The 20210-nt window shown below is 51.5% G+C and carries 18 protein-coding genes and 1 pseudogene; 6 read left to right on the top strand and 13 right to left on the bottom strand.

The genetic code is table 11. The features are described from left to right. Positions 1–19: 19 nt before the first annotated feature. The 6 genes from BLW97_RS03890 to BLW97_RS03865 all read left to right on the top strand — a co-directional run bounded on the left by BLW97_RS03890 (position 20) and on the right by BLW97_RS03865 (position 9135). Complete coding sequence (locus tag BLW97_RS03890; RefSeq protein WP_242947681.1) at positions 20–676, top strand: DUF4194 domain-containing protein; 657 nt, start codon at positions 20–22, stop codon at positions 674–676. Beyond that, the gene (locus tag BLW97_RS03885) at positions 669–4061 is read left to right on the top strand and encodes an ATP-binding protein (RefSeq protein ID WP_075322379.1); all 3393 of its coding nucleotides are present in this window, start codon (positions 669–671) and stop codon (positions 4059–4061) included. Before BLW97_RS03890 ends, BLW97_RS03885 begins: the two co-directional genes overlap by 8 nt. Further along, positions 4058–5275, top strand: a complete 1218-nt coding sequence (locus BLW97_RS03880) for a DUF3322 domain-containing protein (protein ID WP_075322378.1) — start codon at positions 4058–4060, stop codon at positions 5273–5275. The genes BLW97_RS03885 and BLW97_RS03880 overlap by 4 nt, the downstream gene beginning before the upstream one ends. Before the next feature lie 65 nt (positions 5276–5340). Then, positions 5341–5910 (top strand): phosphoribosyltransferase family protein, encoded by a 570-nt coding sequence (locus tag BLW97_RS03875; RefSeq protein ID WP_075322377.1) that lies wholly within the window; start codon positions 5341–5343, stop codon positions 5908–5910. Positions 5911–5920: 10 nt separating this feature from the next. Further along, entirely contained in the window at positions 5921–7576 is a 1656-nt protein-coding gene (sat, locus tag BLW97_RS03870) for a sulfate adenylyltransferase (RefSeq protein ID WP_075322376.1), read from the top strand. An 11-nt stretch (positions 7577–7587) separates the two neighbouring features. Then, positions 7588–9135 (top strand): NFACT RNA binding domain-containing protein, encoded by a 1548-nt coding sequence (locus BLW97_RS03865; protein WP_075322375.1) that lies wholly within the window; start codon positions 7588–7590, stop codon positions 9133–9135. Between the two features lie 230 nt (positions 9136–9365). Here the strand turns inward: BLW97_RS03865 and BLW97_RS03860 are convergent, their stop codons facing one another. From BLW97_RS03860 to BLW97_RS03800, 13 genes and pseudogenes are all read right to left on the bottom strand, one after another. Further along, positions 9366–9791, bottom strand: a complete 426-nt coding sequence (locus BLW97_RS03860) for an RrF2 family transcriptional regulator (RefSeq protein WP_010636822.1) — start codon at positions 9789–9791, stop codon at positions 9366–9368. 118 nt (positions 9792–9909) lie between these two features. After that, positions 9910–10527, bottom strand: coding sequence for a hypothetical protein (locus BLW97_RS03855; protein WP_010636824.1), 618 nt, complete (start codon positions 10525–10527; stop codon positions 9910–9912). A gap of 294 nt (positions 10528–10821) precedes the next feature. Beyond that, positions 10822–12003, bottom strand: a complete 1182-nt coding sequence (gene ccsB / locus BLW97_RS03850; protein ID WP_065973627.1) for a c-type cytochrome biogenesis protein CcsB — start codon at positions 12001–12003, stop codon at positions 10822–10824. 68 nt (positions 12004–12071) lie between these two features. Further along, complete coding sequence (soxA, locus tag BLW97_RS03845; protein WP_024895118.1) at positions 12072–12935, bottom strand: sulfur oxidation c-type cytochrome SoxA; 864 nt, start codon at positions 12933–12935, stop codon at positions 12072–12074. A 28-nt stretch (positions 12936–12963) separates the two neighbouring features. Next, positions 12964–13347, bottom strand: coding sequence for a sulfur oxidation c-type cytochrome SoxX (gene soxX / locus BLW97_RS03840; RefSeq protein ID WP_010636830.1), 384 nt, complete (start codon positions 13345–13347; stop codon positions 12964–12966). Between the two features lie 47 nt (positions 13348–13394). Further along, complete coding sequence (locus tag BLW97_RS03835; RefSeq protein ID WP_077218202.1) at positions 13395–15209, bottom strand: cytochrome c biogenesis protein ResB; 1815 nt, start codon at positions 15207–15209, stop codon at positions 13395–13397. A 10-nt stretch (positions 15210–15219) separates the two neighbouring features. Further along, complete coding sequence (locus tag BLW97_RS03830) at positions 15220–15951, bottom strand: hypothetical protein (protein WP_075322374.1); 732 nt, start codon at positions 15949–15951, stop codon at positions 15220–15222. A gap of 42 nt (positions 15952–15993) precedes the next feature. After that, a complete protein-coding gene (soxB, locus tag BLW97_RS03825) occupies positions 15994–17727 on the bottom strand; it encodes a thiosulfohydrolase SoxB (protein WP_207650544.1) in 1734 nt (577 codons plus the stop codon). 41 nt (positions 17728–17768) lie between these two features. After that, positions 17769–18098, bottom strand: coding sequence for a thiosulfate oxidation carrier complex protein SoxZ (gene soxZ / locus BLW97_RS03820; protein ID WP_065973623.1), 330 nt, complete (start codon positions 18096–18098; stop codon positions 17769–17771). A 46-nt stretch (positions 18099–18144) separates the two neighbouring features. Continuing rightward, the gene (soxY, locus tag BLW97_RS03815; protein ID WP_010636838.1) at positions 18145–18648 is read right to left on the bottom strand and encodes a thiosulfate oxidation carrier protein SoxY; all 504 of its coding nucleotides are present in this window, start codon (positions 18646–18648) and stop codon (positions 18145–18147) included. Positions 18649–18683: 35 nt separating this feature from the next. Further along, positions 18684–19196: a hypothetical protein gene (locus BLW97_RS03810; RefSeq protein ID WP_010636839.1), complete on the bottom strand. Its 513-nt coding sequence runs from the start codon at positions 19194–19196 to the stop codon at positions 18684–18686. A 390-nt stretch (positions 19197–19586) separates the two neighbouring features. After that, entirely contained in the window at positions 19587–20012 is a 426-nt protein-coding gene (locus BLW97_RS03805; RefSeq protein WP_075322373.1) for an RrF2 family transcriptional regulator, read from the bottom strand. A 14-nt stretch (positions 20013–20026) separates the two neighbouring features. Next, positions 20027–20210 (bottom strand): annotated as a pseudogene (locus BLW97_RS03800) (heme o synthase); the annotation flags it as partial.

Here is a 20210-nt window from a genome sequence, read left to right as displayed (position 1 = left end):
AGAAATGGAAGTGGAATATTTGAACATAATCCAGGCTACACCGGCTGCTCCGCCTGCTGACTTGTCGGTGCTGTTGATTGGCCTGCTCAAAGGCGTGCTTTACCGTGAAAATGACGAGCGCCAATGGGCCGCACTGTTGCAGCTGCAAGTGCGGGTGCGTGATTATGTGGCAGTGCTCAATCTCGACCTGGTGCTGGATGAGGCTGAAGGCTATGCCTTCCTGAAAAGCCGCCCCGAACCCACTGAGGATGACCCCTCCCCGCGTTTACCACGTCTGGTGGCCCGTCGACCATTATCATTTGCCGTAAGTTTACTGCTTGCCTTGCTGCGCAAAAAACTGGCCGAATTTGATGCTGGTGGGGGTGATACGCGACTGGTCCTGTCCCGCGATGACATCGTGGATCTGGTGCGGGTATTTCTGCCCGATGGCCCGAATGAAGCCAGGCTGATTGACCAGATTGAAACCACCATCAACAAAGTCGTCGAACTGGGCTTTCTACAAAAACTCAAAACGGCTGGTGGCGCTACCGCTGGACCAGCCAATTATGAGGTGCGGCGCATTCTGAAGGCCTTTGTAGACGCCCAATGGCTGGCCGAACTGGATGAACGTCTGGCCAGTTACCAGGGGCAACTGGCTGGCAAGACCGGCAGCAGGGAAGAAATTGATCATGAATGAGCCACAATTATTGGACCTCGACTTCTGTGCTGATGACACCTTGTCAGGATTCCGGCTGACCAGGCTGGAAGTGTTTAACTGGGGCACCTTTGACAGCAGGGTCTGGACGCTACAACTGGATGGCAAAAACGGGCTGCTGACCGGTGATATCGGTTCGGGTAAATCCACCTTGGTGGATGCCATCACTACCCTGCTGGTACCTGCCAACCGGGTCGCCTACAACAAGGCAGCCGGAGCAGACAACAAGGAGCGCACCCTGCGCTCTTATGTGCTTGGGCATTACAAATCCGAGCGCAATGAGATTACCGGAGCAGCCAAACCAGTGAGCCTGCGGGACCAAAATAGCTACTCCGTCATTCTCGGCGTATTCCAGAATGCCGGCTATGCCCAGACGGTGACACTGGCTCAGGTGTTCTGGATGAAAGACGCCCAGCGGCAGCCCGCACGGTTTTTTCTGGGCGCGGAAGGGGCGCTGTCCATTACCGCCGACTTCGCCCAATTCGGATCGGACATCGCTCAATTGCGCAGAAATCTGCGCGCCAAGGGCGCAGAATTACAGGACAGCTTTCCTCCCTATGCGGCATGGTTTCGTCGACGTTTCGGTATTGAAAACGATCAAGCGCTGGAATTGTTCCACCAAACCGTATCGATGAAATCGGTAGGTAACCTGACGGACTTCGTCCGTAGCCATATGCTGGAACCCTTTGCAGTGGACCAGCGCCTACAAGACTTGATCAGTCACTTTGATGATCTCAACCAGGCCCATCAGGCTGTACTGAAAACCCGCCAACAGGTGGAGCTACTCACGCCGCTGATCGCAGACTGCGTTCGCCACAAGGCCATGCAGGCTGAGGCCGACAGCTTGCGGGCTTGCCGGGAAGGTCTGCGCTCCCATTTTGCTGGCCTGAAACTCGGACTGATCGACAAACGCCTGAGTTCGCTGACAGAAGACTGGGATCGGGTGGATGCCCAGATACAGAAACTGAGCGCGTTACATGAAGCGCACGGTCAGCAAGTGGATGAACTGAAGCAGGCCATCAATGCCAACGGTGGAGATCGACTGGAATGGCTGTCCAGCGAAATCCACAAGAAAGAGAAGTCGCGGGATGTACGCAAAGCCAAGGCTGCCCGTTATGCGGAACTGACCGCCGTACTGGGCGAAGCACCCGCCAACGAGGCCGCCGACTTCGCCGTACAACGGGGCAAGTATCAAAGCTGGCGGGAGGAAACCCGCAACAGCGCTGCCGACCTGCAAAACACCCTCACTGAATATGGCGTAACCATGCGCCAGGGCAAGCAGGAACATGCCCAACAAAGCCTGGAAATCGACAGCCTCAAACGGCGGCGCAGCAACATCGATGATCAACAGATCCAGATTCGTGATGCCCTATGTGCGGCTTTGAATTTGAATGTGGATGACATGCCTTTCATCGGTGAGTTGATCCAGGTGCGTGACGATGAACGCGATTGGGAAGGCGCAGCCGAACGCTTGTTACGCGGCTTCGGTCTGGCGCTGCTGGTGCCGGATGTACATTACAAGGCAGTGGCAGAGTGGGTGGATGCGGCCCATCTGCGTGGCCGTCTGGTGTACTTTCAGGTGCGCGCACGCAAGACCGCTGAACTGCCGGACCTGCACCGGAATTCCCTGGTCCGCAAACTGACCATGAAGCCCGACTCGCCCTATTATGACTGGCTGGAGCGCGAACTGGCCCATCGCTTTGATGTGGCCTGTTGTAGTACGCAAGAACAGTTTCGCCGTGAAACACGTGCCATCACTCGCGCGGGGCAGATCAAAGACCCAAGTGGCCGGCATGAAAAGGACGACCGTCACCGCATTGATGATCGCAGCCGCTATGTGCTGGGCTGGAGCAATACTGCGAAGATCGCCGCACTGGAGGCTAGACGTCGCCAGCTTGAGGCGCAACTGGCTGAAATTGGCAGTCAGATTGCGTCCATCCAGAAAGAACGTGATGCGCTCAATGATCGTCTTGATGCCCTGACCCGTCTTGAGGAATTCACTGCCTTTGATGAACTGGATTGGGCCAGCGTCGCCACCGAGATCGCCCAGATGGTGGATGAGCGCCAGCGGCTTGAATCCGCGTCGGATGTGCTCAAACAGCTCAACGACAACCTGCATACCCTGCTGAAAACGCAAAAAGAGACGGGGGAAGCGCTGCAGGCAGCCCGCGAAAAACGTGCCAAAGTAGAGCAGCGGCGCGCCGATGCGCAAGCGTTGCGTCAGCAAACCGAAGCACTGCTGGAGGATACGAGCATCGACGACAGCTTGCAGGCAAAACTCGAAGCCATGCGTTCTGAAGCGTTGGGTGAGCACCAACTCAGCATTGAGTCTTGTGATAATCGTGAGCAGGATCTACGCAAATGGCTGCAGGACCGACTCGATGCCGAGCAAAGGCGACTGGCAAACCTTGCTGAGAAAATCATCAAGGCCATGGTTTCCTTCAAAGAGCAGTTCAAGCTCGAAACCGCCGAGATCGATGCGAGTCTTGAGGCGGCTTTTGAATATGAAAACCTGCTGACCCAGTTGAATCGTGACGACCTGCCGCGTTTTGTGACGCGCTTCAAAGAACTGCTCAATGTCAACACCATCAACGAAATTGCCAATTTCAATGCCCAATTGGCCCGCGAGCGTGAAACCATCAAGGAACGTATTGCCCATATCAACCAATCGCTGAGTGAGATCGACTACAATCCCGGCCGTTACATCGTGCTTGAATCACAGCCCAGTCCCGATACAGAAATCCGAGATTTCCAGCAGGAATTACGCGCTTGCACCGAGGGTACCGTCACCGGTTCGGACGACAACCAGTATTCCGAGACCAAGTTCCTGCAGGTCAAAACCATCATCGACCGCTTCCGGGGCCGAGAGGGTTTGTCGGAGCAGGATCGGCGCTGGACCAGCAAGGTTACCGATGTACGTAACTGGTTCCTCTTCGCTGCCAGTGAGCGCTGGCGGGAAGATAACAGCGAGCACGAGCATTACTCGGACTCCGGCGGTAAGTCAGGCGGGCAAAAGGAGAAACTGGCCTATACCATCCTGGCAGCCAGTTTGGCCTATCAGTTTGGCCTGGAATGGGGCGCAGTGCGTTCCCGTTCTTTCCGTTTTGTGGTCATTGATGAGGCCTTCGGGCGTGGTTCAGATGAATCTGCCCAATATGGCCTGAAATTATTCCAGCAACTCAACCTGCAACTATTGATCGTGACTCCGCTGCAGAAAATCCACATTATCGAACCCTTTGTTTCCAGTGTGGGATTCGTTCATAACGAGGGCGGGCGATCCTCGCAGCTCCGCAACCTCTCCATTGCAGAATACCGGGCGCAGAAAGCCGCCATGACCGCCCAATCTGTGCAGGTGTCAGTGCCGTGACCTGGACTGACCCGCAGCAATTGAAAAAGCAGTTGATGCGGGTCTGGGAACGCGGAGAACTACTGCGCGACGCAGTGACCGGCAGGGAGCGTTTTCCTTTACGCCTGGCTCTCAAGACCCCCAACTCAGCGGACATCACCGATCATTTTGAGGCAGTGCGCGCCTGGGCCACCGAATTGGCATCGACCAAATTCGTGCGGGTGGAGTGGCAGGCGCTTCGCCATCACGTTCAGGGCACGCAGAACTTGCCAGCTTGCGTGTGGGTCGAGACATTGGAAGATGCACTGAATTGCCTGGGCAAGCGCAAAGATTGGAACTGCTTTATTGAGCAGGTTTCCGTCACCCGGCAAACCCATCCCGCCTTGCTGCCCTGGCTGGAAAGACGCCCTCTCCAGGCGCTGGCGCTGTCCGCCGATTGGCCCCGTTTGTTGGCTGTGGTGACCTGGCTGGCCGAACATCCCCGCCCTGGCATCTACTTGCGGCAAGTGGATTTACCCAACGTACACAGCAAATTCATCGAAAATCATCGCGGAGTGCTCACCGAGTTACTCGACCTGACCTTGCCAGTAAATGTGGTTGACGTCAGCAAAACCGGCATCAGCCAGTTTGCTGCCCGGTATGGCTTTCTGGAAAAACCAACGCGCATTCGCTTTCGCGTGCTGGACCCCAGGATTTGTATCTTGCCCGGTTTGTCATCCCCCGACGTGACGCTGGATGCGGACAGCTTTAGTCGCCTGGATCTGGCTGTGCAGCGGGTATTCATTACGGAAAATGAGACCAACTTCCTGGTCTTCCCACCAATGCAACATGCCATCGTGATTTTTGGTGCAGGTTATGGTTGGGATGCATTGGCTCGTAGTCATTGGTTAAACAATTGCAAAATCCATTATTGGGGAGATATTGATACCCATGGTTTTGGCATTCTGGATCAGCTTCGCGGCCACTTTGACCATGTGGATTCTTTCCTGATGGACAGGGCCACGCTGGATGCCCACGCTGCCTTGTGGGGCTGTGAGGACAAGCCCTTGCGGATTGACCTGCACCGACTCACAAGCGCAGAGCAATCCCTCTACGATGACCTGCGCGACGCGCACATTCGCCCTGGACTCAGATTGGAACAGGAACACATCGGTTTCCAGTGGCTGACTGACCACCTTCAACAACTGGATGAAATGACCACACCCAATCCTGGTATTTCCCCTGATCAATATTAGCCTGATCACCCTGGCAACTACCCACCCCCCTCCCCCTGTGGCAAAATGTCGCAAAAGGAGCATCCATGAACCCCACAGATTCACATTTCAACAGCCATCCTCTCAACATCAATGGGGTGCAGCGTCACCTTCCCCTGTTCAAGGTACAGCCGGATTTAGCCATTGCTGTCCTCAATATTCTTGGTGATACCGAGCTCACCGAAGCTGCGGCTGCCGCCCTTCAGCAGCGCATGGCGGATATTGATTTTGATGTGATTGTCACCGCCGAGGCCAAGAGCATTCCACTGGCTTATGCACTGTCCGTGCATAGCGGTCGCCCCTATGTGGTGCTTCGCAAAAATTACAAATCCTACATGGGTGAGGCGTTATCGACCGAGACACTGTCCATTACCACCGGCAAAACCCAGACCCTGTACCTGGATGCCAAGGACCGCGCGGCAATTCAGGGCAGGCAGGTAGCCTTGGTGGATGATGTGGTGAGTACCGGCTCTACTTTGGCAGCCATGCGCACGCTAATGGCTCAGGCTGAAGCCGAAGTCGCTGCCGTTGCCGCCATTTGCACCGAGGGCAATGCAGAGCAATGGGCAGAAGTCATCGCGCTGGCCCACCTGCCCGTTTTTCCACTAAGCGCCTGAACGCCTTCCCATGAAAAATAATGCCGTACATGTACTGACGCTGCGCCAGCGTTGTGATCTTGAGTTGCTGCTGACGGGCGCATTTGCGCCACTGACGGGCTTTCTGGATCAGGCCGACTGGCAATCCGTGGTGGAAAATATGCGCCTTCGGGATGGTACACTTTGGCCCATCCCTGTTGTGCTGGATGTAGATGATGCTCTGGGCAGCACTTTGCGTGCGGGTGACCGTTTGCGCCTGGAACGCAGCGACGGCACACCACTCGCCGCCTTGACGGTCTCGGAGTGTTATCAACCGGACAAAAAACTGGAGGCCGAGGCAGTTTATGGCAGCACGGACAGAAACCATCCCGGGGTAGCGGAGCTGTTTGACCGGGGTTCCTGGTATGTGGGGGGTACGGTCACACCCTGGGATGCCCAGACGCTCAGCCGGGCTGCTGCGGTGGAGTTTCCGCCTGAATATCAGACTCCCGCGCAACTGCGTGCCCAGTGGACGGGACAGCACCCGGTGGTTGCCTTCCAAACCCGTAATCCTCTGCATCATGCCCACATTGCCGTCACCCGGGCGGGTCTGGAGCAGGCCGGAACGGGTGCCAAACTCTTGCTGCACCCCGCCATCGGGCCCACCAAACCCGGAGACATAGAGGCCGCCTATCGCATGCGGGTGTACCGCGCCGTACTGGATCATTATCCGCAGGGGCAGGCGTTGCTTTCTCCCCTGCCCTTGGCCATGCGCATGGCCGGGCCCCGCGAGGCTCTGTGGCACGCTCTGATCCGGCGCAATTTTGGTGCGACTCATTTTATTATCGGGCGGGGCCATGCAGACCCTGGTGCTTCTGCTGGTGGCCTGTTTTATCCCACTTTTGCTGCCCAGGAACTATTTGCCCGGCACGCACAGGAAATGGGTATTTCCGGCATATTCCTCCCGGAATTCGCCTACTCTCCCACCCGACGCCAATACGTTCCGGTCAGTGAAGCCAATGGTGAAGCCCTGGCAGGCATCTCGGGGACCGAATTGCGCCGCAAGCTCGCCAACCGCGAGGAAATTCCCGAATGGTTTTCTCCCCCGGAGGTGATCAGAATTTTGCGTCAGGCTTATCGTGGCGCGGATCGACGCGGGCTGGTCATCTGGTTTACGGGCCTTTCCGCCAGTGGCAAAAGTACGCTGGCGGGGATGTTGGTGCGACAGCTCGAAGCGGAGGATGAACGTGCGGTAACCATGCTCGACGGCGACATTATCCGCCGTTTTCTGTCCAAGGGCTTAAGCTTCAGTCGCGACGATCGCGATGAAAATATCCGCCGTATTGGTTTTGTGGCCAGTCTGGTGGCACGCCACGGCGGCATTGCCGTGGTAGCAGCCATTTCTCCTTATCGACAGGCACGCGCTGAAGCCCGACGCCTGGTGGAAGAAGCGGGCGGGCTTTTTCTGGAGGTGCATGTAGCGACGCCCCTGGCGCTCTGTGCCGAACGTGACCCCAAGGGGCTTTACGCCAAAGCTTTGCGCGGAGAAATCAAAGGATTTACGGGCGTAGATGATCCCTACGAAGAACCCGAACACCCGGATTGCGTGGTGAATCACGCCCAGCAGGAGCCTGCAGCAGCCCTGGCAGCCCTGATGGATTTGCTGCATCGTTCCGGAGCCGTGAGCGACCACGTTGCCGGGCGCTGAATTCTCACCGCATGGATACCCTGCAACTTGCCGCCGCTGCGCAATTTTTCCAGCAACAGTTGGCTGGACAAAGCATCCATAAAATCAGTGCGGCAGCAGGTGGCCTCCATTTATGCACAGGCAAGCAGACCCTGGTCTGCTTGGTTCAGCGTACACCGCTGGGGCTCTGGCTGGCTCCAGACAGTGCTACAACAGAGGAACAGGGCCATCATTGGAGTGCCCCCCTTCAGCAACAGCTTAAAGGCTTTCGGATAGAGCGGATTGCCGTTCCCTGGGCTGACCGGATTGTGCGCATGGACTTCAGCCGGATGCATATCAGCAAGCGGGTAGATCAGCTCAGCCTCATTGCCGAGTGTTTCGGAGGGCGCGGCAACCTGGCTCTGCTGGATGCCCAGGAACAAATTCGCTGGGCCTGGCGTTGGGATAGTCTTGACGGCCCGACCGCACCCCGTTTCCTCCCGGGAATTGTTTACCATCCACCAGAATCTGCTCGTCTGTTTGAAGAATCCCGGTCTGATCTGAGCATCTGGTTACAGTGTATGGCACCACGCTATCGCCCTGACGGTTCGACAGCACAAGCGTTCATGAAGGAGCAATGGGCTGAGCGTTCAGCTTCCAGTTCCTGGTGGCAAGCCAAAACCGAAGCAGGGCAAAATCTGCTTTATCCCTTATGCTTGCCGGACGGCCCGCCCATGCAAGCCAAGGCCCCGGAAATTGCCCTGCAACTCCCGGCATCCACTCTTACTCGGGCGCCATCGCCAGCGGAACACGCGCTCGCCACAGAGAAAAATCGCCTGCAGCAACGCATCCAGAAAATGCGCCACGATCTGCAGCAGTGGGAAGCCCCCGAATACTACAGGACATTGGCCTTTGCCCTGTTTGCCGTACCGGACTCCACCGCCCGAGCCGCCAGCATTCAGGCTATCGATCATACCCATGGGGATGGCAGGTTGCTGGAGATCGCTGTCACACCAGGCAAGTCGCTGCACCAGCAAGCCCAGAAATACATGAAGAAAGCCCTGCGCAGCCAACGTGCCGTTCAGAAAATTCAGCAGCGTCTGCAGGACAGTGAAAAGCTGCTCGACGAATTGCTGTCCAAGGGACAGGGCGCACTCCCGCTGGCGCAAAGGCTTCCGCAAACGCAAAATGCACCCGTTCGACATAAATGCCAGGAGCGAACAACGCGCCGGTTGGCAGAGCCTTTTCACCACACGATGATTGCGGGATTCGACATTTTTTGGGGAAATAATGCCCGGGAAAATGATCGCCTCACCTTTCGTTTCGCCAAAATCTGGGATATCTGGTTTCATGTGCAGGACCTGGGCGGAAGTCATGTGATTCTCCGCCGGGAAAATGCCAGTACCCTGGTCCCGGAACCGGTTATTGCAGCGGCTGCCCGTCTGGCCTTGCAACACAGCCAGTCACGGGCATTGAGTGCCGAAGTGGACTGGACAGAAGTCCGACATGTGCAACGTAAGCCCGGCGCCGGACCGGGTCAGGTTATTTACCGCCATTTTCAGACTATTCGGGTACGTCGCGACGCGCACGATGAGGGGTGATCTTAAAAACGGCAGTTGCCGTGGGTGCTTTGCAGCGACTTTTGTTTCGAGCCGTTGTTGTTCTTGGCGAAATCCTGCGCCCGTCAGGAGAGCTGTTTGAGCCCGCAGGGCGAGTTCTCTCCTGACAGCAGGATGAGTCATAGAACAACAGGCGAGGAACAACGGAGCAAAAAGCACCCACGGCAACTGCCGTTTTTAGGTTCATCTGCTCAAGCCGTTCCGACTCGGCATTAAGCCACCTGCATCTTGGAAAAGGTCATTTTTGCCAACTCACAAATGGTCTGGGTACGTAACCAGTCCACTTCCTGACGACGCAAGTCCGTCCACTGGCGGTGCAAAGGGCAGGCCGTTTCATCCGCGCACACCTTCAAACCCAACACACAATGTGGCGATAAAGGATGCCCCTCAACGGCCTCGACCACATCCATAATATTCAGGGATTCAGCTGCGGGAAGCAGCAAAAATCCCCCTCCCCGGCCTTTTACCGATCCCAGAAATCCGCGCTTGGCGAGGCTCCGCATGATTTTGGTAATACACTGAACGGGAACCCCGAGGTAATCGGCGATTTCACGACTCAGTACCGGCTCTCCGCGTTGTTGTGCGGCAATATATATCAGGCCGCGCAGGGCCTGTTCGGTGGCTTTGCTCAATACCATGGGTTTTCCCCTATTCTTGTACATATAACAAGAGCCGCACATCTTACAGTGCAGCTCTTGATGACAATCATCAAACTACTGCAGAAATGACGGATTGTTTTCTGCAGTGCAGGTTAATTCAGGCAGAATGCGCCTGTGCAGAAGCGGATGAGGTACCACCACCCATCTTCAGAAGATTGCGACGCATGGCCCAGGCCATACCGAACATGGCGGCTGCAAATGCAGCTGAGAACCCGATAATGATCCAGTTGTACACGGAAGGACCGGCATCCGGTGCCAGTGCAAAGATGAATTGCAGGGCAACGGCCAAGGCCAGATAAGCCGTAGAACCGATAATCATCACCGCTTCTTTATTGCGCACGTTACGGAGTACCCATATGCCTTCAATCACCCCGACAATCGCCACCCAGGCAAAAATAGTCAGCAATGTGGGTAACAAACTGGCACCCTGTGAAAGAATAATGACCGCAATGCCTGCCGCAATGCCAATGACGGCCTTAATGGCAATCAACACTTTTGGACAGGCGCCACTCCCTTTCTGGGCAAGACGCATTGCCGAGTAACCTCCGTCAAAAAATACATAAATGGCAAAAAACCAAACCAGCAAAGTCATGGTTTCACCAAAAGCGATCAGTGATGCAATTACAAATAATAAGGCGGCAACACCCCTTGCGGCGAGCAACGGCCAGGAGAACAGGGTCAGGCGGGCATGCTGGGTTGATGCTTGTGAATTCATATCGACACCTCTTTTTATCAGAGCTATTACACAGCATCATTACTATCGGAATGAAATATTATTCATTCACATGAGATACTGTTATCTAGTTTATAGCTTATGCATTCCCTGATAACAACAATAAATTTTTTAATAGGATTGTGAATATATGAATGTAGAATAAGCAGTATATATTATTATTATAATATAGTTATTTTTTAGAAGTGCTCTACTGCGGCATTTAGTCTTTTAAAATCATGAGCAAATCATTAGGCAACGCCGACCGGAGCGATGCCTAATATAAACAACAATACCTTACAGCTTGGCGTAAGAATGAAGCCCGCCCAGAAAAAGATCAACCCCAATAAAGCAGAACGTCACCGTAACCAGACTGATAGCCGCCCACCAAGCCAGTTTGCGTCCCTTGTTATGTTGCCCGAAGGACTTGTTGCTGCGCATATGCAAATAAGCCGCATAATTCAACCAGACAATCAAAGCCCAGGTTTCCTTGGGATCCCAGGACCAAAAACCGCCCCAGGCTTTGGCGGCCCACACTGCGCCGAGAATAGTACCTGCCGTGAAAAAGAGAAACCCGAACATCACCATAGAACCCATAATGCGTTCCAGCTTGTTCAAGTCCGGAAGACGACGCACCAAAGCACTTCCGGTACGTTCTGCCCGTTCTCTCAACAAATAAGCAACCCCAACCATGGCAGCGAGATAAAAATTGGCATAGGCAACAAATTCACAGGGAACATGCAGTTTTATCCAGAAGCTCTGCAAAGCAGGAATGACGGGCTGAATCTGATTCTGATGATAGGCGACACCCACCCAGACCAGAAAAATATCGGCAACAAGAATCATCGGCATGGCAAAAGCACCTAGCCCCCGATTTTTGCCTTGGCCTTCATAATACAGGTAAAAAAGTGCCGTAGTCGTACACAAGAGAACCATGGCATCGTACATATTCGTTACCGGAATATGTCCCCAGGACGGATGACCGATGTAAGTTTGCTGCCAACGAATGGCGAGGCCTGCAAAACCCAGAGCTACAGTAATCCAGGCAAAACGATGCCCCCAGTCCCCAGCCGATTGATTACCGCTGAATAAATAACGATAATATCCTATGGCGCTGATCAGTATCGCCCCACTCATCCAGTAAAACATGGCGTTACTTTGGAGCACATAATACAGCAGCACATTATTTGCGGCCGTGTATCCTGACTGATAAAGCGCCACACCAATCGCCGCAATCCCTATAACGGTCAAAAACAGGATTCTGAAGGCCGGCCAGCGGATTCCAAACCACATCAGGCCCACATACCACAGACCCAAAACAATAAACTGCCACATCCAAAAATCGGCCCGAAACAAATACCAGACCAAAAAAGCACCGATGGTCAAAAAAGCCGCCCATAATTGAGCCGCCAGACGCCCCTCAGCACGCATTCCGCCAAAGGTCAGTAGGTGTCGGATTTCAGAGCTTTCGGTAGACATATATATACTCCTGCAGACGCTGACTGATTAATCTGATGGGTCAGCATCCATTTACAAGAAATGAGTTATCAAGGGCGGTAACCAGGCACATTGATTTTGATGCCATTACTGATGTAGGACATAAAATATTCCAGATTGCGATAATTGACGCTTTCCAGTTTTTGCGGCATCGCACCCACTTTTTTGTCACAGCCCTGGAAACGTTTTTCAAAGGTATTGACTGCTCCCCAAGCGGCCCGATAAGTCGGATAATGCGCACTTTGGCCCAACAATGGAGAAATAATCTGGGCTCTCAGATACTTACCAGCATAAGCCACATGACAGGTCGCGCAACTGAAGTTGAGTTGTCCGCGTTTCATGAAGTAATTGGCCTTCCCTTCTTCAAAGGCTTTAACGGCGCCTGGCCCCTGTACTTTGATATCCACCGGCATACCGTTGGACAGCGAAGTAAAGTAGGTATCCAGAGCAATCATGGAGCCGCTCCCATACTTGAGAGGTTGAAGATGATTTTCAACCCGACAACTATTCAAACGCATCTGAGTCGTGACCACCTGACCGGTTTTGTTGTTAAAATACGGATAACTGGCGGCCACACCTTTGCCACCATCCTTAAAGCAGGACGCATAGGTTTTCCCGTCTGGAAATTTTTTCTGCCAGGCGGCCTTACCCTGACTGAGCGTCAGATCTCCCGGATTAAACTGGATGGCCTGCTGATATTGTTGATACATTTCCGGGCTGAAAGCATAACTGCCGAGCGCGTATTTCTGTAAGGACATTTTCGGAAACTGTTCCTTAAAATACTGGTGAAAATCCTTGAGGGTTTGTTCAGGACCCACTTTGGTATTACCCAGGTTCCACCAGTCGATCGCTTCTGCACTCCCTGCGATGCCTACCAGGCTGATCGCGGCAGCAACTATCAATAATTTTTTCATGATTGCACTCCTTTTTGGGATAACGACCTTAGCCCTTTAATGACCATAGGTAATCGGCTACCAACTCCATCTGGTGGTGCGTCAGCACCTTGTTTTTACCAAACTGGGGCATATTGATGTGCGGGATCACTTTTTCAGGGTCATACAAAAAATCTACAAGCTTTTCTTTTGTTTTAAATATGGCTTTAAGGGGCAGAACCGCCAGATCGGGACCTACATCACCCGCCATTTTACCGCCAGGCAACACATGGCAGGCCAAACAATTGCCCTGCGTGCGGTTAAATGCAATGGACTTTCCGGCTGCAATATTTTGCGCATTAGTCATGGGTGCTGCCACAGCGGTAGTTTCAAATCCTATAAAACCAGCAGCGCATGTTATTGCGGCTATGACAACTAATTTTGATGTTTTCATAACGACCTCCTGTTAAAATTCCCAACACTCGTTAAAAAGGTGTCCCTTCATAGTCTCTCCTGTAATTTATCATTCAGTTCCTCCATGTCTCGATGAAAATCTTCTTCATTTCTTGAACTATCCCCAAACAGCTTGAGCCGACGCCCTTTATCATCATCCTCACTCATCTGAATCCAGATACGCCGACGTGGAACATAAAATAAAATGAATATTCCAAAGACCAGAGCGAAACAGGCCACATAAATAACTTTCATGCCAGGGTAACGGGTTATTTCCAGGCCTGCAGACCAATGCAAATCATAATCATGAAATACAGTCAGGAATGGTAATGGATAGGCGCGCAACTCCTGCATGGCTTTCAGGCTGGACTGTAAAAAATCGTCTCTCTCATGCGGCGTTAAGTAAACCTGAGTTTGTGCTTCGGCCTTTTTCAGATTACTGATAAAAACTGTTTTTGAAGCATTTTCACCATTTCTGGCAGCTTGCTCCAGGTCCCCGAGATACCTCATAAACAAGTGGATACCATCTTTTGGCCCCTGTGGAATTGTCAGATAGTGATAAGCACTCGATCCGTTCTCTCTAAACCCAATCAATCGATAGGCTTCACCATGCCGGGAAAAAGCTTTCATGTAGGATTTAAGAATAATCCGGGTATGATCACGATCATTATTCACCAGATAACTCACGGTCGGCCCCATATTGATCATTCCATGATCCGGTCCTGGAGAAAGACCTACAGCTTTACGGGGTATGACATTCTGGGTTTTGAAATCAGTGATGGAAATTGCATATTGTGAACCAAAGGTTTTCAGATGCTCGCCAACACTGGTGGAAATAGCAGCCGGTGGCAACGCTGGTGCAGACAACAGGTAATTGTGCAGGTTTAATTTTGAAGCACTGTCGGAATAACTGGACTGATAAATCTGCACACCATCCACCGACATGGGATGATTGACGCGGACAATACCGGTTTTGAACTTTTTCCCATCGTGATGGTAAAGAGAAATCGTCGAGACAAAATCCTTGGCGAGACCGTTGGAATAATGCGTGACCTTGAAAGCATCCAGTCGCAACATAAATGGAAGATGCTGAACCAAAAAACCATCACCTACCAGCTCAAACATGGCGTTGACGGTTTGTCCAACCGGGATGGTGATAATGCCGCGAAATGCCGAGCTCGTGGACGATAGCCAACTGGACTGCGGAATTTTTGAGAGGGGAAGATCAAAATTCTTTTCAGGATGTACGGTACCCGTCCATTCGGACCACTTCAGGGGAAGATTGGCGTTATACAAAGCACCCGCACAAAACAAAACAATACCCACATGGGTTAACAAATATCCGGTCCGATAAAATCTCCCCTTTTGAGCAAAAATGACTGAGTCTCCGGTGGAGGTCTTGAGCACCCGGGCCTGATAACCAAAATCGCTCAGGGTGGCTGTTGCCGATTGAGCAGACTCTATATCTGATTTTGATGAAAAAGATTCGAACTGCTCCGGCCTACTTTGTAAAAAACTTTCTGATGGGTTGGATTTAACATGACGCATTTCCCGTAGCATGGAAGGTGCATTACGAAATACGCAAACAGTCGTCGAGACAATCAAAAAGGCGACAATCCCCATGTACCATCCACAGCGATAAACATCATACAAATCGAGATTGCCAAATACGGTAAACCAGAAGGTACCGAATTGATGCAGGTAATCTGTATACACTTCCTGCTGCGGCAGAATAGTGCCAATGATTGAGGCTATGGCGACAAATAGCAGTAAATGGACCGCCAGGCGCATGGAGCCCAGAACCCGAAAAATAATCCGGAAGCTCAAGGGCTCGGTAAAAACGCTGGCTTGGGTTTCTAGCATAAATTTTCTCTCACAAGGGTGGTACTTCCTCCTGGCGGGGAAATAACCAGATCTGATATAAACTGATGGCCATACCAACCAATACCAGTGGACAGGACAGTATCCCTCCAATTAATACCAACCAGACCCAATTAGGATCCTGCTTGGTCAGGAACCAACCTGCAAAATCCAGGAAAAAGGCGAAAAACGGTACGCCAATCATCAAAAATTTAGGAACACGCGGAAAACGTGCCTTACTGAATATCCAGCCCGCAATCCAGAAAATGACACCCAATGTGGTCAAATGGATCATACCCATCATCAACATCTCTGAATAAGGCATCCCCATATCCACATGAGCCTTAGCTTTAAGCAGTTTGTATGTACCAATATTTGGCATACCCATGGTGTGACATTTCAAACATGAGCCATTAATTAATGGCTTGACCTCCTGTTCATAATCATTGCGGGTTTCGCCATTGGCAATCCAATGGTTGACGGCCTGCACCATTTTAGGCCGCTCACTGACGGGCACATGCGCCATGGGCATCATGGCTGGTAACATTTCCTGCAACTTGCTGGACTTGCGATTTCCATAGTAAGACATAGCTACATCCTGAACGGATATACCCGGCTTACCATCCAGTCCTGCATGGGTGACATAGGTGTAGGCCTCCGCAACTAGGAGACCCAAACCAACCAGAAAAATGAAACCCGTATGCATGATTTTTTCAGCCATACTGAGATCTGCTAAGCTACGCATAATCGGCTCGACTCCCAATCAAACCCAAACTCATAAAATCTTTTAGAGATCGTATTCTTTGGGAAATGCAATTCCTGGATTACCGGCCATGTTTTTAGTGAGCACCGGTAAGTCACGCGGGTTGGCCGACACGGTCTTTTTAGACCGCAACCATTTGGCGAAAACTTCCCAGACCGGCGTCCCTTCCACCTTTTGCATGGCGCCCCAACCAGCCACTTTATAGCGCTTGTTGGCCTGAACCATTTTGCCACCTACCCGCAAATCGGTAATACGCTTGTCGATGGTTTCACCGGGGTTCATGGTGTATTGGATATTACCCACCCGAATCATATCCCCACCCTGAATATAATAGGGATTGGGATTAAACAAGTTATCGGCCACCTGCTCCATTACATTTTTCAGCTCGGCGCCGGTGTATTCAGTGACAGTCACCTGAGGATAAGTGATGGCCGTCTGCCCCATGACATCTTCCATGGTGATGGTCTCCCCCGGGAGTTTGCAATAACCCCAGCGGAATCCCGGAGAAAACGCCGCTTCACAATCCATTTCTTCACGCAACGCGTCACAGAGAATCTGATCAAAAGTTCCATTGAAATTATCCCGGCGATACAGGAGGCTTTCGGTAACGGCCAAAGGCTCAGCCAGTTTCTTGGCATAGGGTGCACGTACTTTGGTAATATAATCAGCCATTTCCTGGTCTTCCGGAATCATATTTGAAATGATGGGAAGATAATTGAAACGCCAGCCATTGAGTTTGCCTTTACCCACATCCAGATCAAAGCGGGCGAGGAATTTACCATTGGTGCTGGTGTTAATAATCAAGGTATTATTGATTTTTACCGGACGTGGTCCCATGATTTCATGGGTATGCCCACCAAGAATAATATCAATACCATTGACCTGTGATGCCATTTTTTTATCGACATCTGCGCCATTGTGGGAAAGCACCACAACAATATCGGCTTTATGCTTTTGCCGACATTCATCCACCATTTTCTGCATGTGTCCGGGATGAATGCCAAAAGACCATTTAGGAACAAAATAAGCGGGGTTGGCAATAGGTGTAAAAGGGAATGATTGGCCAATAATAGCCACTTTCCGTCCGCTCACTTCGCGAATGTCGTAGGGGTCGAACACGGGTTCATCCCATGGAATCGTAAACACATTCTGGGAAAGAAATTTCGCCTTGAGCTTATGCTTGAGCAGATACTCAACCCGGTCTGCACCATAGGTAAACTCCCAATGGCCGACAAAGTAGTCTTCTTTAAGCAGGTTCTGGGCGCCCACCATATCTTCGGCTTTGGTCCAAAGACTGGTTGCAGATCCTTGCCAGGCATCGCCGCCATCCAGCAGAATGGCTTTTTTGCCCACCTGCTCCCGATACCGTTTGACCAGGGTGGCAATGTGCGCATAACCGCCGATTTTTCCATATTTATGCGCCAGAGTATCAAAATCCATGCAGGATAAAGCATAACCTTCCGGAGTCCCGGCTTTGATCCCATAATATTCGAGCTTCTTATCACCCACCATATGTGGTGTGACACCCCATTCCTTTTGTTCACGCGTGCCAATGTTGGTGCCCGGCTCACGCCACCAAACGGGCAGCAACTGTGCATGGGTATCCGTAATATGGAGTAACGTGACATTACCGTATTCGGGTATTTCATAGGGGTCCTTACCTGAACCCCAGGAAGAAGCAATGGCAGATGGCGATAAAAATCCTGTTGCTCCAGCAATACCCATCATCGCCATGAAATCTCTACGTGACAGATTCATACTCACCTCGCGGGTTATCTTTTGTGAAAACGCTGGTTCATTCAGGCAACAGTGATGGATGCCTTACTTGACCAGACACCATTCGTATTGTCTTTCCAGGTCATTTCCAGCGTACCGCTTTCAACGGCGCGCATTTTAAAAGCCAGATAGGGATTGGCGCTGATCGCTGTACTCCAATCTACATTACAGAGTGGCTTGTTGTTAAAAGTCACGGTGACTGTCTGAATAAAATGCGCAGGAATCAACTTGCCCGCTTTATTTTTGCTCAGCCCCGTAGTCATCGGATTCATGATCAACGAACGTACTTCAACAATTTGTCCTTTTTTGGCGTGTGAAGCCATCCGGATCATTGGATTACCAATTGCTGCCATAATAATTTCTCCTTAATCAATTTTGATGCTTGGAATTCTCTGATATTTATCCGCCACAACCGCCGATGGTTACCTTGATTTCCTGGGGCTTGGAAGACATCATCACGCCCTTATTGGTCCTGGCGACAGCTCTGACCATATCGGTTTTCGCCATCTTGATGCGTTCCTGAAAATAGGCATGACCACTATCCGGCGTAAAATGAAAGGCACTGGCCAATGGCGTAGGATTATGATCCACATACAAATATACAGATTCGATATAATCATCGGCGGTCATGGGATGATCTACATCCACGGTTACCGGAACTGCCGCGCCATTCTCCGCTATGGTTGGTGCGGTCAGGCGGACTTTCGCCGAAGTTTTTACCGAGGTTGTATCAATACTGTCCTTCATCGCCTCATCCAGCTTTTTGGCATCAAATTCCGCTGCAGGCCAACCTGCCACATTGGCGGCATTGGCAATGGCTGGCATCAACACCCCGGAACCGGCTACTGCCGCCATACCCACTGCTGACATTCCCAAAAATTTCCGTCTTTTCATCTGTTCCATTGATCTCTCCTTCTAGCCAAACGTGAACTTACAAATTATTTCCCTGAAAAGTCAGGGATTTTGGTAATCTGCCGAGACATGGGAATACCCTGCAGCACTTTAATCACGGCACTATCAAAAGATTGTGTGATTTTTTTGGAAGCCGGCGTATTCGCAAAGTCAGCCCGTAATCCGTAAACGATGTAACTGTTTTGTCCTTTTGAAAACACATCCAAAGTCAATGGACAACCTGCGGCAGCAGGCCAATCGGCATTCAGCAACTTACTGAAGTCATAGGGATTACAAAATACCAAAGCTTGTACATCGGTAAATTTATGCCGATTAAAATTGGGTATTTTCAGTTGCTTCTGCTGGGATTGAATCAGCTTCAAAATATTGAGATGAAGCACAATTTTATAACCACCATCATGCAAAACGTTTTTGACTTCTGACATGGCCGCTTTCATGGGCATATCGACTTTCTCGATATACACCGGGCTTGCTACCGCAGTGACGAATAAACTTGCACAAACACTCACACTCAGTGCTACCAATCCTCGAAATTTCATTCCGGGCGACCCCTTTCCAATTGTTCACGACAAAAACATCACGTACTGTTGATTTTTCACATCAGCAATCTGATCAAGCTCATCATGGGAGCCGCCAAATCTAAACTGATTAGTCTATAGCAAACTGTATGCCAAACCTTGAAATGCGCCCATTGAGACCCACAAAAATCCCTGATGGCGCCATTTTTTTAATTATTTTATCAAATAGAACAAAAAGTTGATTGTGTATTTATGGTAAAGACATACGGCAGATGTTTCTCTGTAGCACCCCGCAGCACCCCATCCATTCGCCGCTGATTCTTGGTCCAGGACCAGACTGGTCCAGATGGCACAGAACCAGCTAATCTTGGTCCCGATATGTGCACAACCTCCCCATGAACGCATAGGGACCTATGCCAAATTCCCCGGGCTAGCAAACAACACCTGTGCCATAGCACCAATGCTTTGTTGACGCAGCACTTCCATTTCCTGCCCGCGCAGTTGCGCCCACTGACAATGAACCGGGCAGGCAGTTTCATCGGCACACACCTTCAAACCCAACAGACAATGCGGGGTCAGACGCCCTTCCACTGCTTCCACAACATCCAGAATATTCAAACTGTCCGCATTGCGCGTAAGTACAAAACCGCCACCACGCCCTTTCAAAGATTCCAGCAATCCCCGCTTGGCTAATCCACGCATGATTTTGGTTATGCACTGAATTGGCATTCCCAGATATTCAGCTACGTCGCGACTTAATACCGGCGTACCCGGCTTTCGGGCGGCAATATAAATCATGGCCCGCAAGGCGCATTCACTGCTTTTGCTGAACATCATTTGCCAATCCTCTTTTATCCTAAAAGCAATTTGCCCAGAATGAGTGCGGTATAAAGCAAAAACAGATAAGAGATGGAATAAGCGAACATGCTGCGGGCGTATTGATCCATTTCCTGGCCTTCGGGCAGGGCTTTCAGGCGTAAGGCCATGCCCACAAACCAGGCCCCCGAAAGCCAGGCAATGCCGCCGTAAATCCAG

The sequence above is a fragment of the Acidithiobacillus albertensis genome (assembly GCF_001931655.1).
GTDB lineage: Bacteria > Pseudomonadota > Gammaproteobacteria > Acidithiobacillales > Acidithiobacillaceae > Acidithiobacillus > Acidithiobacillus thiooxidans.
Note: the sequence above shows the minus strand (reverse complement) of the source record. Positions and strands in the feature narration are given on the sequence as shown.

Coding starts and splice junctions, on each gene's coding strand:
- sat (WP_075322376.1), top strand. CDS start 5,921: ATGAAAAATAATGCCGTACATGTACTGACGCTGCGCCAGCGTTGTGAT.
- ccsB (WP_065973627.1), bottom strand. CDS start 12,003: ATGTCTACCGAAAGCTCTGAAATCCGACACCTACTGACCTTTGGCGGA.
- soxY (WP_010636838.1), bottom strand. CDS start 18,648: ATGGAACAGATGAAAAGACGGAAATTTTTGGGAATGTCAGCAGTGGGT.
- BLW97_RS03885 (WP_075322379.1), top strand. CDS start 669: ATGAATGAGCCACAATTATTGGACCTCGACTTCTGTGCTGATGACACC.
- BLW97_RS03860 (WP_010636822.1), bottom strand. CDS start 9,791: ATGGTATTGAGCAAAGCCACCGAACAGGCCCTGCGCGGCCTGATATAT.
- soxA (WP_024895118.1), bottom strand. CDS start 12,935: ATGAAAAAATTATTGATAGTTGCTGCCGCGATCAGCCTGGTAGGCATC.
- BLW97_RS03875 (WP_075322377.1), top strand. CDS start 5,341: ATGAACCCCACAGATTCACATTTCAACAGCCATCCTCTCAACATCAAT.
- BLW97_RS03865 (WP_075322375.1), top strand. CDS start 7,588: ATGGATACCCTGCAACTTGCCGCCGCTGCGCAATTTTTCCAGCAACAG.
- BLW97_RS03805 (WP_075322373.1), bottom strand. CDS start 20,012: ATGATGTTCAGCAAAAGCAGTGAATGCGCCTTGCGGGCCATGATTTAT.
- soxZ (WP_065973623.1), bottom strand. CDS start 18,098: ATGGCAGCAATTGGTAATCCAATGATCCGGATGGCTTCACACGCCAAA.
- BLW97_RS03810 (WP_010636839.1), bottom strand. CDS start 19,196: ATGAAATTTCGAGGATTGGTAGCACTGAGTGTGAGTGTTTGTGCAAGT.
- BLW97_RS03835 (WP_077218202.1), bottom strand. CDS start 15,209: ATGCTAGAAACCCAAGCCAGCGTTTTTACCGAGCCCTTGAGCTTCCGG.
- soxX (WP_010636830.1), bottom strand. CDS start 13,347: ATGAAAACATCAAAATTAGTTGTCATAGCCGCAATAACATGCGCTGCT.
- BLW97_RS03830 (WP_075322374.1), bottom strand. CDS start 15,951: ATGCGTAGCTTAGCAGATCTCAGTATGGCTGAAAAAATCATGCATACG.
- BLW97_RS03855 (WP_010636824.1), bottom strand. CDS start 10,527: ATGAATTCACAAGCATCAACCCAGCATGCCCGCCTGACCCTGTTCTCC.
- soxB (WP_207650544.1), bottom strand. CDS start 17,727: ATGAATCTGTCACGTAGAGATTTCATGGCGATGATGGGTATTGCTGGA.